Source organism: Streptomyces sp. NPDC015242, from assembly GCF_043079125.1.
In the GTDB taxonomy this organism is placed as follows: domain Bacteria; phylum Actinomycetota; class Actinomycetes; order Streptomycetales; family Streptomycetaceae; genus Streptomyces.
This window is the reverse complement of sequence record NZ_JBIBUF010000010.1, coordinates 323,189-336,714: the sequence shown is the minus strand read 5'-3', so window position 1 is coordinate 336,714 and position 13,526 is coordinate 323,189. Positions and strand designations below refer to the sequence as shown.

Below are 13,526 nucleotides of genomic sequence, written 5' to 3'. Positions count from 1 at the left end.
CCTGTGAAATTCGACAGCATGGTCGACGCCGTCGGCCGCACTCCACTGGTGCGCCTGCGGACCGCATCGCCGGACGTGGAGGTATACGCCAAGCTGGAGTTGCAGAACCTCTTCGCGATGAAGGACCGGGTCGCCCGGAACATGCTCCTGGAGGCCGAACGCACCGGGGCGCTGCGCGACGGGGCGCCCATCGTGGAGAGCTCCTCCGGCACCATGGCGCTCGGTGTGGCCCTGGTGGGAACGGCGCTCGGTCACCCCGTGCACATCGTCACCGATCCGCGGATCGACCCCATCACCCTGGCCAAACTGCGTGCACTGGGCTGTCAGGTCCACGTCGTCGAAGCCATGACCAGCCACGGCTGGCAGAGCGCCCGGCTGGAGGAGCTCGAGCGGCTGATGGCGGACCTGCCCGGCGCGTTCTGGCCCCAGCAGTACAGCAACCCCGACAACCCCGGCGCCTACCGGCTGCTGGCCAGGGAGATCGAGGAGGACCTCGGCCGGGTGGACGTCCTGGTCGGCTCGGTCGGCAGCGGCGGCTCGCTGTGCGGCACGGCCCGGGCGCTGCGGCGCGGGCTGCCCGCGCTGCGGGTGGTGGGCGTCGACTCGGTCGGCAGCGTGCTGTTCGGGCAGCCGGACGTCCCGGGCCGGCTGCAGAGCGGGCTGGGCAACAGTCTCCTGCCGAAGAACCTGGACCGGCGGCTCATCGACGAGGTGCACTGGCTCAATGACCGGGAGGCGTTCGAAGCCACCCGTGCCCTCGCCCGGGAACAGCAGGTGTTCGCGGGCAACACGTCCGGGTCGGTGTACCGGGTGCTGACGTACCTGGCGGCGCACGCCGAACCCGGGACCCGGATCGTCGGCATCCTCCCGGACCGCGGCGACCGGTACGTCGACACCATCTACGACGACGGGTTCTGGGAGGAGAAGGGGCTCTCCCGGCTGGAGTCGCGGCCGGCCCCGGTGCCCGTCTCCCTCGACCAGGTCGTGCGGGGCTGGTCGGTGGCCTCGCTGCGCAAGCTGCCCGCACCCACCCGACACCTGCTGTTCGTCGAGTCCAACACCACCGGCACCGGCATGCAGGCGCTGTCCGTCGCGCGCCGGCTGGGCTTCGAGCCGGTGCTGCTGACCAGCGCGCCCGAGCGGTACGCGGGACTGGACGAGGCCGGCTGCCGAGTGCTCGTCTGCGACACCAACTCCCAGGCGAAGCTGCGCCGTACGATCCAGGACGAGTTCCGCCGCGAGGACCTGGCCGGGGTGACGACCACCAGCGACTTCTACGTCCCCGCGGTCGCCGAGCTGACCACCTGGCTCGGCATGCCCGGCAACCCGGCCGACGCGGTGGCCGTGTGCCGCAACAAGGCCCTGCTGCGGGAGCGACTGCGGGAACACGGCGTCGCGCAGCCCGGCTTCGCCACCGTCACCGACGCCGCCGAGGTGCCCGCCGCCCTGGCCGCGGTGGGGCTGCCCTGCGTGGTCAAGCCCGCGGACGACTCCGGCTCCAACAACGTGCTGCTGTGCCACACCGAGGACGAGGTCACCGCCCAGACCCGCAGGATCCTCGGCATCCGCCACAACGTCCGCGGCATGCCCACCGCCGGCACCGTCCTGATCGAGGAGTACGTCGACGCCCCCGAGTTCAGCGTCGAGATGTTCGGCTGGAACGACCGCACGCACTGCGTCGGGATCACCGAGAAGACCGTGACCGGGCTGCCCGGCTTCGTCGAGTACCGGCACGTCTTCCCCGCGCCGCTGCCTGCGGACCAGGCAGCGTCCCTCGAGGACGCCGTGCGCCGGGCCGTGTCGGCCGCCGGCATCACCCTCGGTGCCACCCACACCGAGGTGCGCCTCACCGCGGACGGGCCGGTGATCATCGAGATCAACCCGCGGCTCGCCGGGGGGATGATCCCGGAGCTGGTCCACCTGGCCACCGGTACGCAGCTGCTCGACCAGCAGGTACGGGTCGCGGCGGGGCTGCCGCCCGAGCCGACGCGGGAACCGGTGCGGCACGCCGGCATCCACTTCCTGCTGGCGGACCGTCCCGGGAAGCTGGCCGCGCTGTCCGGGGCGGACCAGGCACGGACCGTCGCCGGAGTCGACCGGGTGGTCGTCACGGCCCGGCCGGGAGCCGAGGTCGGCCCGCCCCGCAACGCCTACGACCGCCTGGGCTACGTCATCGCCCACGGCGACACCCACGAACAGGTCATCAAGATCCTGGCCGAGGCCGTCGGCCGGACAGCCGTCGTCCTGGAGGGCGACGACGCATGGGAGGGGCACGCCCAGTGATAGAGCTGCGCAGCGACACATTCACCCTGCCGACCGGGGAGATGCTCCGGGCCATGGGCGAGGCGCCCCTCGGGGACGACGTCTACGGCGAGGACCCCACGACGAACCGGCTGGAGCAGCTGGCCGCCACCACCCTGGGCAAGGAGGCGGGATGCTTCATGCCGAGCGGCACCATGGCGAACCTGGCCTCGATCATGGCCCACGCACCGCGCGGCACGAAGGTGCTGGTCGGTGACGAGAGCGACATCTACATCTACGAGGCCGGCGGCGCCTCGGTGTGCGGCGGGATCGTCTACGAACCCGTTCCCACCCAGCCGGACGGGCGGCTGCTGCTCACCGACCTCGCCAAGGGGTTCCCGGACGACCCCGACGACCCGCAGTTCGCGCTGCCCGCCCTGATCTGCCTGGAGAACACCCACAACCGGTCCGGCGGTTCCGTGCTGCCGACGGAGTACCTGCGCGAGGTGCGCCGGTTCGCCGACGAACGGGACGTGCCGATCCACCTCGACGGCGCCCGGGTCTTCAACGCGGCCGTGGCCGCGGGCGTCCCCGTCGCCGACATCGCGCGGTACGCGGACTCCGTCCAGTTCTGCCTGTCCAAGGGGCTGTCCGCCCCGATCGGCTCCATGGTCGTGGGCACGCAGGCGTTCATCACCCAGGTGCGCCGGATCCGGAAGATGCTCGGCGGCGGCATGCGGCAGACCGGTGTGGTCGCCGCGGCGGGCATCCTCGCCATCGAGAACGCCGGCCGGCTGGCCGAGGACCACCGCAACGCGGAACGCCTGGCGTCCGGCCTGGCGAAGATCCCGGGCATCGACGTCCTCCCGGCCGAAACCCGCACCAACATCGTGATGTTCCGGGTCACCGACGAGCGATTCACCTGGCAGACCTTCGCCCAATCCGCGGCCCGGCACGGTCTGGCCGTGGCGGAACTGGGCCACGGGCGGCTGCGGGCCGTCACCCACCGCGGGGTGAGCGCGCAGGACGTGGAGGAGGCGATCGCCGTCGTCGAACGCGTGCTGGCCGATCCGGCCGGGCCCGCCGGGGCCGAGGCGGGAGCCGGTGACCGTGCCTGAGCAGCCGATCCCCTCGTTCCCCACTCTCCCCGCCGCGCTGTCCCACTGGGCCGCGGTGCGCCCGGACGACGTCGCCTACGTCTTCGCCTCGTCACAGGAGGGCCCCGACCACACCGTGGGGTACCGCGCACTGGAGCAGTCCGCGCTCGGCGTCGCGGCCTTCCTGCAGAAGACCGCGCGGCCGGGTGACCGCGTCCTGCTCCTGCTGCCGCCCGGCCTCGACTACCTGACCGCCTTCCTGGGCTGCCTGTACGCCGGGATGGTGGCGGTACCGCTGTATCCGCCGCGCCCGGGTGCGAAGCTCGACCGGATCGAGGCGGTCGTCCGCGACTGCCGCCCCGCCCACGCGCTCACATCCGGCGCGCTGCTGGAACACCTCCAGGACCTGCCGCGCACCGCCGGTGCACAAGGACTCCGGCTGTACGCCGTCGAGGGGATCGGGCAGGCCGGACCGGGGGTGTACGAGCCGGTCGCGCTCGACGGCGGCGACCTCGCCTTCCTGCAGTACACATCGGGCTCCACGGGGCAGCCCAAGGGCGTGATGGTCGGTCACGGCAACCTGGTCGAGAACGAGCGGGCCATCACGGAGGGGTTCGGGGTCCGCTCCGACGACGTCATCCTCAGCTGGCTGCCGCTGTACCACGACATGGGGCTGATCGGCACCGCCCTGCTGCCCCTGTACGCCGGGGTCAAGGCCGTGCTGCTCGACACGTTCGCGTTCATCCACGACCCGTTGATCTGGCCGGAGGCCGTGTCCCGCTACGCGGCGACCTGCTCCGGCGGTCCCAACTTCGCCTACCAGTTGCTCGCCGACCGGTACGACGCGCAGCGCCTCGCCGGGATCGACCTCGGTTCCTGGCAGGTCGCGTTCAACGGAGCGGAACCCGTCATCCCGGCGACACTGGAGAGCTTCGCGGCCCTGTACGGGCGCCACGGCTTCGACCGCGGTGCCCTCTACCCGTGCTACGGGCTGGCGGAGGCCACCCTGTTCGTCTCGGGTGCCGAGCGCATGGGCGGGTACCGCAGCCTGGCGGTGAGCCGCCGCGCGATCGAGGGCGGCCGTCTCGAGGAAGCGGGGCCCGCGGAGGACGGGGACCGGCTCCCCGTCGTGGCGTGCGGCCGGGCGGCCGCACGCACCGAGATCGTGATCCGCTCGGGGGACGGACACGCCCTGCCGGACGGGGAGGTGGGCGAGATCTGCGTGCGCGGCCCCGGGGTCGCGGGTGGCTACTGGGAACAGCCCGAAGCCTCCGAGGAGACCTTCCGCGCCCGGGTCACCGGACGGGAGGGCACCTTCCTGCGCACCGGCGACCTCGGTGCGCTCCGCGACGGCCAGCTGTATCCGGTCGGCCGGAGCAAGGACCTGATCATCGTCGCCGGACGCAACTTCTACCCGCACGACATCGAGAACCTCGCCTCCTCCGTCTCCGGCGACCTGCGCCGCGGCTGCGCGGCGGCGTTCCAGCCGGACGCCGCCGGGCCCCGGGTGGTGCTCGTGGTGGAGGCGGCGCGGTCCGCCGCCGCCCGGTTGCGGGCCGACGCCACGGCGGTGCGGGAGCTCGGCGCCGCGGTACGCCGCCGGGTGGGGGCCGAATGCGGTCTCGACGTGGCCGACGTCGTCTTCGTCTTCCCCGGTTCCCTCCCCAAGACCTCCAGCGGCAAGATCCGCCGGGCCGAGACACGGCAGCGGTTCCTCGACGGCCGGCTGCGCCTGATCGGCGAGACCCGGGCGCCTCACCCGGGACCGCAACTGACAGGCCCGGAAGTCGTGCCGCCCGACCCGGCGGACCGGAGCCTGCGCCCCGACGCGGTGCGCGGCGCCCTGGCCCGGCTCGTGGCGGCCCACGCGGGGACCGAGCTCGCCGCGGAGGACTTCGCCCTGCCGCTGGCGGCGCTGGGACTGGACTCGCTGAAGCTGGTGGCCCTGCGCGGCGGCATCGAGCGGCAGTCCGGACGGCGCCTGGACACGAGCCTGTTCTTCGGCGACCGCTCCCTCGACGACGTCGTCGAAGCCCTCGCCGGCGCTCCGGCCGCCCCGGAGCCGGGCTCGGGACAAACGGCAGAGGATCCCGGTGCCCTGCCGGACCCCGGCAGCTACCCGGCGACGGAGGGGCAGGTGCAGTTCCAGTTCCGGCACGAACTGCTGCCTGAGGACACCGCGCACAACCTGCCGGTCGCCCTGCGCGTCGGACGCCGGCTGGAACCGGACCGCATCCGCGACGCGGTCGCCGCCGTCATCGCCCGGCACGCCGCGCTGCGGAGCACCCTCGGCGAGCCCGGTACCGGCACCCAGGTGCTGCACGAACCGGGCACCCTGCCCCTGGACTTCACCCACTGGGAGACGGCCACCGACGACGAGAGCGAGGCGCTCGGGCTGCTGCGGAGCGTGGCGCACCGGCGGTTCGACCTCACCGGCGGGCCCCTGGTACGCACGGCGGCGGTGCTCTCACCCGGCAGCACCGTGCTCCTGCTGACGGCGCATCACGCGATCGTGGACTACTGGTCGTTGCGGATCGTGCTGGCCGAGCTGCTGTCGGCGCTGCTGGATGTCCGGCTGCCCGCTCCCGGCCCGGCTCCCGGTGCCGTGGACTGGTGCCGCCACCAGGCGCGCACGCTGGAGACACCGTCCGTCCGGGAGAGGACCGCCCGGGCGGCCGAGAAGTGGCGTCCCCTGCGTGAGCATCTCCTGTTCCCCTCCGACGGGCCCGCACCCCGCAGGCGCACCCCGGCCGGGGTGGTGGACTTCGCGCTCGACGCGGATCTCACCCACCGGGTGTACGCGGACGCCAAGGCGCACGGCCACACCCCGTTCGTCCTGCTCGCCGCCGCCTATCTGCGCGCACTGCACGAGGTCACCGGTCAGGAGCGGATCGTCGTCGGCACGCCGTACCACAACCGCGACGACTGGCGGTTCGCCGGCACCGTGGGCTATCTGGTCAACATGGTGCCGCTGCTGGGCGACTTCCGCGACGGCACCGATCCGGCGGGCCTGCGCTCACGCACCTGGCGGGAGGTGCGCGGCTCCCTGGAGAACGCGGACGTGCCCTTCTTCCGGCTCGTCAAGGCCCTGGAGCCCCCTCGGCACGGCCAGAACCCCCTGTTCCAGGCGACGTTGACGTTCCAGCAGTCCGCGGACGGCCTGCTGGACGACGGGTTCTCGATCCCCTGGAGCGGCAGCCGCCAGGTCCTCGGCGGCGTCGAGGTGCGGGCCTTCGACATCCCGCCGCGCGACACGGCCTTCGCCGTGGGCCTGTACGGCGCCCGGGACGGCGACCGCCTGGTGTTCCGGCTGGAGCACCAGGAGCACCTCCTCCCTGCCCGCTCCGCCGGGCTCCTGAGCGACGCGTTCCGGACAGCCCTGGGCGCGCTCGTCGCCCAGGCCGCCCCCTTGAGCCGTACCGGCACCGCTGGAGGCTGACATGAAGGAGAAGACCGTGCCGACCTCGCCTCTGACAGGCGTGGACAGCCTCGCCGAAGGCTTCACCGTCACCGTGCGGGCCCACGGGGACCGCACCGCCGTGCGCTGCGGCGCCCGGGCGCTGACCTACCGTGAACTCGACGAGCGGGTCCGTGCCCTGGCCGCTGCGATCACTTCCCGCTCGGTGGCGCCGGAGCGTCCGGTCGGCATCCTGCTGGACCGCTCCACGGACATGGTGGCCGCTGCCCTGGCCGCGCTGTGGACGGGGTCCTCGTACGTACCGCTGGATCCGTCGACACCGGCGGCCCGCCTGGAGCTGATCCTCGAGGACGCGGCGCCCTCGGTGGTTCTCACCTCCCGGGACCTGGCGGGGCGACTGCCCGGGGCGGTGCCGGTGGTGCACGTGGACGACGCGCTGCCGGCCCCCCTGGCCGGGCCACCGGCGCCGGTGGCCCGGGACACGCGCGCGTACGTCATCTTCACGTCCGGGACGACGGGGCGCCCCAAGGGCGTCGAGGTCTCGCACGGCAACGTGCTGCGCCTGTTCACCGCGACCGAGCCCCTCTACGGTTTCGGCGCCGACGACGTGTGGACGCTGTTCCACTCGTTCGCCTTCGACTTCTCCGTGTGGGAGATGTGGGGGGCGCTGCTGTACGGCGGGTGTGTCGTGGTGGTGCCCCGCGAGGTCGCCCAGGACCCTGAAGGCTTCCGGCGCCTGCTCCACCAGGAGCGGGTGACCGTCCTGAACCAGACGCCGACGGCGTTCCGCCAGCTCATCGCCGAGGACGCCCGGCACACGGACCGGCTGCCGCTGCGCTGGGTGGTCTTCGGCGGGGAGGCGCTGCACTTCTCCGACCTCGGCCGCTGGGTGGCCAAGTACGGGGACGACGCCCCGGTGCTGGTCAACATGTACGGCATCACCGAGACCACCGTGCACGCCTCCCACCGCCGTGTGCGCGCCGCCGACCTGAAGGACGGGCGCTCGCTGATCGGCCGCCCCCTGCCCGACCTGGACTTCACCCTGGTGGACGACTCCCTCGCGCCGGTGCCCCGGGGTGAGACCGGCGAGATCCTGGTGACCGGTCCGGGCGTGGCCCTCGGCTACCTGAACCGGCCCGAGCTCACCGACGAGCGGTTCGTCGACCTGCCCGGCGCCGGCCGGGCCTACCGCTCCGGCGACCTGGCCCGGCTCACCGAGGACGGGGAGTTCGCCTACGAGGGCCGCAAGGACGACCAGGTCAAGATTCGCGGCTTTCGTATCGAGCTGGGTGAGATCCAGGCGGTTCTCAACGACGTCCCCGGCGTGCTCCAGGCCACCGTGCTGGTCACCCGGCCGCAGGACCCCGCCGGGCCCGTCGTCAAGGCGACCGAGCCGTCGCTGCGGATCACCGACGTACGCGACCTGGTGCGCGGTGGCTCCCGGGTCCGCCGCGGGACGCGCGACGACGTGCCCCGGATCGTGGCCTATGTCGTGCCCGGCGCCGACCTCGACGCCGACGACCTGTTCGACCGGCTGCGCCGGCGCCTGCCGCCGTACATGATCCCGGCGTTCGTGGTGCCCGTCGACGCGATCCCGCTCAACCACAACGGCAAGGTCGACCAGGGCCGGCTGCCGGAGCCCACCGCCGCCACCTGCCTGCGGGAGTCGGCCCCCGGCCTCGTGCCGTCCGATGCCCCCGGCCCGGGGGCGGACGCCCTCGCGGGGGCCATCAGCGCCGTCTTCGGTGACGTCCTCGGTGTCGCGGGGGTCGGGGAAGACGACTCCTTCTTCAGCGTGGGCGGTGACTCGATCCTCGCGCTGAAGCTGCGGGCCGAGGCTCTCAAGCGCGGGATCCTCCTGGAACTCGGCGACATCTACGCCCTCCAGACGCCCCGCGCGCTGGCCGCCGTCGCCGAGCGGGCCACGGAGAGCGAACAGCAGCCGCCGGCCGCGCCCTTCGCCCTGCTCGACCCGGCGGACCGCGAGGCGCTGCGGGGAGAGGACGTCGAGGACGCCTATCCGGTGGGCACGCTCCAGGCGGGGCTGCTGTTCCACAGCGCCTACGAGAACGACGTGAACATGTACTGCGACATCTTCATGTTCCGGCTCCGTGGGGGCGCCTACGACGCCGAGGCGATGCGCCGGGCCGTGGCACGTGCTGTGGAGCGCCACGACATCCTGCGCACCTCCTTCCACTTCTCCGGCTACACGCAGCCGCTGCAGGTGGTGCACCGCTCGGCCGCCGCCCCGATCACCGTGGAGGACGTGCGCGCACTGGACCCGCGGGAGCAGGAGGCACGGCTGGCACGCTGGCAGGAGGCCGAGCGGCGCACGCCGTACGACTGGGCGAAGCCCCCGCTCATCCGGTTCGCCGTCCACCTGCTCGCCGACGACGAGTTCCAGTTCGCCATGAGCTTCCACGACGCGCTGCTCGACGGCTGGAGCGAGTCCTCGCTGATCACCGAGGTCCTCACCGACTACTGGGCGCTGCGCGAGAACCGCGCCCTCGCCCCCGTGCCGCGCACCGAGCGCCGCTACGCCGACTACATCGCCCTGGAGCAGCAGGCACTGACCGACAGCACGGTGCGCGACTTCTGGTCGAAGGAGCTCACCGACGTCGAACCCACGCTCCTGCCGCGCCTGGCCGCCGGATCGCCGGACGCGCACCAGGGGACCATGGGCTTCCTCGCGGTGGACATCGACCCGGATCTCTCGGACGCGCTGGACGACCTGGCCCGCGATCACAACGTCTCCCTCAAGCACGTCCTGCTGGCCGTGCACGCCCGGGTCCTGTCCGCCCTCACCGCCCGCGACCGGGTGCTGCTGGGCGTCGAGTCCAACGGCCGGTTCGAGGGCGAGGGCGGCGCCGACGTGCTGGGGGTCCACCTCAACGTGGTGCCCTATCTGCTGACCGGCCGGGGCCCGGCATGGTCGGACCTGATCCGGGCGGCCTTCGACAAGGAGAACGAGCTGCTGCCGGTGCGCCGGTACCCCTATGCCGAGCTCCAGCGGCTCAGCGGGGCCCGGGAACTGACCGACATCAGCTTCAACTACACGCACTTCCACAGCTACGAGCGGCTGGCCGGGGCCACCCGGTTCGAGGTGCTGGACGCCAAGGCCTACATCCAGACCCACTTCACGCTGCGCACGGAGTTCAACAAGGACCCCTTCTCCAAGCTGCTCTCGCTGGACCTGGAGGCCAACGTCCAGCGGGTCACCGAGGACCAGCTGCGCACCGTCGGCCTGATGTACCGCAACGCGCTCGCCCACGTGGCGGCGCATCCGCACGCGGTGCCCACGCAACGCGACCTGCTCGGCGAGGACCAGTGGCTGCGGCTGCTGGAGGGGGCCGGGCAGCCGCCGGTGCCCCTGTCCGCTCCGGGGTTCCTCAGCCGTTTCGAGGAAGCGGCGGTCCGTTACGCCGGCGAGGTGGCGGCCCGGTGCGGCGACGACGCGCTGACCTACCGGGAACTGGCGGCCCGGGCCGGGGCGCTCGCGACCCGTCTGCACGACCTGGGCGTCCGCCCCGGTGAGGTGGTGGCGCTGGGTGCCGCCCGCGGACTGGACCATCTGACCGCCGTCCTGGCCGTGCTGCGCTGCGGCGCCGTCTACCTGCCCCTGCCCGGCGGCCCGGTCCGGCGGGTGGCCGCGATGCTGCGCACCAGCGCGGCCGGCACGGTGCTGTGCGACGCCGGCTTCCGGGCCGCCGTCACCGAGGCCGCGGACGGGACGGTGCGGGTGCTGGACCTGGCGCGGACCCTGCGGGAGTCCGCGGGCCTCGCGCCGCATACCGGTCCGGTGCCCGCGGGGCGGGACGCCGCCTACGTCATCTTCACCTCGGGTTCGACCGGTGAGCCCAAGGGCGCGCTGCTGCGTCACGACGGCATGCTCAACCACATCGAGGCGAAGCTGCACGATCTCGGGATCGGCCCGGGAGATCTCGTCTCGCAGGACGCGGCGGCCACGTTCGACATCTCGGTGTGGCAGCTCCTGGCCCCCCTGGCGGCCGGCGCCACCACCGTGATCTACCCCGACGACATCAGCCAGGACCCGCCGCGTCTGCTCAGGGCGGTGGCCGAGGACGGCATCACCGTCCTGGAGGTGTCGCCGTCCGTCCTCAGCGTCTTCAGCTCGGAACTGGCCTACCACGGCACCGAGGCGTTCCCGCCGTTCGCGCTGCGCTGGGTGGTCTCCAGCGGCGAGACGCTGACACCCCGGTGCGCCAACGCCTTCCGGCGGCAACTGCCGCGGGTGCGCCTGCTCAACATGTGGGGCGCCACCGAGGTGTCCGACGACTGCACCCACCACGAACTGATCGGTGAGGCGGACGAGCGGGCGGCGTCGGTGCCGGTGGGCCGGCCGATCCGCAACGCCGCGGTGTACGTGCTCGACGCCGACCGCCAGCCGGTCCCGGTCGGCACCCCGGGCGAGCTGTACGTCGGCGGACTGTGCGTCGGCGCCGGCTACGTCAACGACGAAGAGCGCACCGCGGCGGCGTTCGTCCCCGACCCGTTCGCCGGTGACCCGGGCGTGCGCGCCTACCGGACCGGTGACTGGGGACGCCGGCTGCCCGACGGCACCTTCGAGTTCATCGGCCGGATCGACAGCCAGCTGAAGATCCGGGGCCATCGCGTCGAACTGGGCGAGGTGCGGCGCGCGCTCGACGGCGTCGACGTCCTGCAGGAGAGCGCCGTGGTCGTGCGGGAGACGGACGGCGCCAAGCAACTCGTCGCCTTCTTCGTGCCCAAGGTGGCCGGTGACGCCGCGGGCGAAGGGGCGGGCGCCCACGGCCCGCAGGTCCGCCGTGTCGACGTGCGGGTCCCGGAGCTTCGCGACAGGCTCGCCGAGGTGCTGCCCCGATACGCCGTGCCCGACTACCTGATCCGCCTGGACGACCTGCCCCGCACCCCGCACGGCAAGGTGGACACCAGGGCACTCGCCGCCTGGGACCTGACGGCCGCGGCCACCGGGACCGAGGAGGACACCGAGCCCGCCACCGCCACCGAACGCGCGGTCATCGACGTCTGGGCCGCCGTGCTCGGACCGGACCGCCGGCTCTCCCCCACCACCCACTTCTTCGAGGCGGGTGGCCACTCCCTGCACGCGACGCAGGTCATGGCGCGTCTCAGGGACCGCCTGGGACAGGACCTGCCGCTGCGCATGCTGTTCGAGCACCCCACGCCGCGCGCACTGGCCGCCCGGCTGGACGAGCTGGGGACACGGCGGCCGTCCACCACCGCGGACGTCCTGCGGATCCCGCCCCGGCCGGCGGACACGCAGACCTTCCCGCTCACCGCCGGACAGGCGAGCCTGTGGTTCCTGCACCAGGTCGACCCCGACGACCGGGCCTACGACAACACCTCGCTGCTGCGTCTGTCGGGGCCCCTCGACGTCGAGGCGCTGCGCGGTGCCGTCGACCTGCTGGCCGACCGCCACGAGATCCTGTCCGTCCGGTTCGGCGCACGCGACGGTGTCCCCTTCCAGGAGCCGGCGCCCGCGGCACGGGTGCGGCTGGAGGTCGAGGACGTCGGCGCACTCGGGCTCGCGGACCCGCAGGCCCGGATCGCGCATGTCCGCGGGGAGGCTCTCGCCCACCGGTTCGACCTGACGAGCGGGCCGCTGGTCGTCGCACGGCTGTACCGCTTCTCCCCCACCGAGCACATCCTGCGCTGGAGCAGCCACCACACCGTCTCCGACGGCTGGTCCACCGACGTGGCGGTCAGGGAGATCACCGAGGCGTACCTCGCCGCCACCGAGGGCCGGCCGGCCGACCTGCCCGCACTGCCGGTCCAGTACGGCGACTACGCCCTGTGGCAACGGGACTTCCTCTCCACCCGGGCCGGTGAGGAGCAGACGTTCTGGCGGACGTACCTGGACGGCTACCCGGGCGAACTCCCGCTCACCACCGACGAGGAACGCACCGCCGACCGCTCCCGCGAGGCCGGGCACCTCGCCACGGACTGGGACCGCCGGGACACGGACCGCGTCCGGGCGTTCGCCCACGCCCACGGCAGCACCCCGTTCATGCTGTTCCACACGGCGGTGGCGGCCGTCATGTCCCGGTTCGCCCAGCAGTCCGACGTGGTCCTCGGCGCGGCGGTCGCCGGACGCACGCTGCCGGAGACCGAGAACCTGATCGGCTTCTTCGCCAACACCCTGCCGTTCCGCTACCGCGTCGAACCGGGCGGCACGGCAGCCGAATTGTCGAAATCCGTGACCGCGAGCGCACTGCGGGCGCTGGAGCACCAGCACCTGCCGTTCCAGGAGATCGTCCGGGTCACCGGAGCCGAACGGCGGCCGGACACCGCACCGCTGGTTCAGGTGCTCGTGACGGTGGACAACTTCCCACTGGACCTCGACGGGATACCCGGTCTGGTCGGCGCCCTGGATCAGCTGCCGCCCGCCACCAGCCAGTTCGACCTGTCGTTCCGGTTCGCGGAGGGCGACGCGCTGCGGCTGACGCTCCAGTACGACGCCACTCTCTTCACCCGCGACACGGCCGCCCGACTGCTGCGGGCGGTCCGGGCGATGCTGGACGGCCTGCTGTCCCGGCCGGACGCCGAGCCGCACCGCGTCACGCTGATCGACGCCGTCGACCAGGAGTCGCTGCACCGGATCTGGCAGGACGTCAGCGGCGAGCGGCTCGACTTCGCCGACTCGGCCGAGGCGGCGCGCGTGGCCGAGTCCCCGCACTGGGAGACGTTCCTCGGCCGGCTGGACGAGAACGGCCTTCTGTCGGCCCTCCTGCTCGCACTGTGACGGACCCGGC

Annotated in this window: 4 protein-coding genes; all 4 read left to right on the top strand. The window is 73.0% G+C overall.

Translation table 11 applies throughout. The annotated features are described in order from the left end of the window. The first annotated feature begins 18 nt into the window (after positions 1-18). Genes ACF07N_RS31365 through ACF07N_RS31350 form a run of 4 tightly spaced genes read left to right on the top strand, consistent with a single transcriptional unit; the run spans position 19 to position 13,516 of the window. Complete coding sequence (locus ACF07N_RS31365) at positions 19-2,283, top strand: pyridoxal-phosphate dependent enzyme (RefSeq protein ID WP_392119455.1); 2,265 nt, start codon at positions 19-21, stop codon at positions 2,281-2,283. Then, a complete protein-coding gene (ltaE, locus tag ACF07N_RS31360; RefSeq protein WP_392119452.1) occupies positions 2,280-3,359 on the top strand; it encodes a low-specificity L-threonine aldolase in 1,080 nt (359 codons plus the stop codon). Before ACF07N_RS31365 ends, ltaE begins: the two co-directional genes overlap by 4 nt. After that, on the top strand, positions 3,352-6,777 hold the full coding sequence (locus ACF07N_RS31355) for an AMP-binding protein (protein WP_392119449.1): 3,426 nt from the start codon (positions 3,352-3,354) through the stop codon (positions 6,775-6,777). The genes ltaE and ACF07N_RS31355 overlap by 8 nt, the downstream gene beginning before the upstream one ends. 1 nt (position 6,778) lies before the next feature. Further along, positions 6,779-13,516 (top strand): amino acid adenylation domain-containing protein, encoded by a 6,738-nt coding sequence (locus ACF07N_RS31350; protein WP_392119446.1) that lies wholly within the window; start codon positions 6,779-6,781, stop codon positions 13,514-13,516. Positions 13,517-13,526 lie beyond the last annotated feature (10 nt).

Bases quoted from the DNA above. Each gene is read 5' to 3' on its own strand.
- ACF07N_RS31365 (WP_392119455.1), top strand. From the start codon at position 19: ATGGTCGACGCCGTCGGCCGCACTCCACTGGTGCGCCTGCGGACCGCA.
- ACF07N_RS31350 (WP_392119446.1), top strand. From the start codon at position 6,779: ATGAAGGAGAAGACCGTGCCGACCTCGCCTCTGACAGGCGTGGACAGC.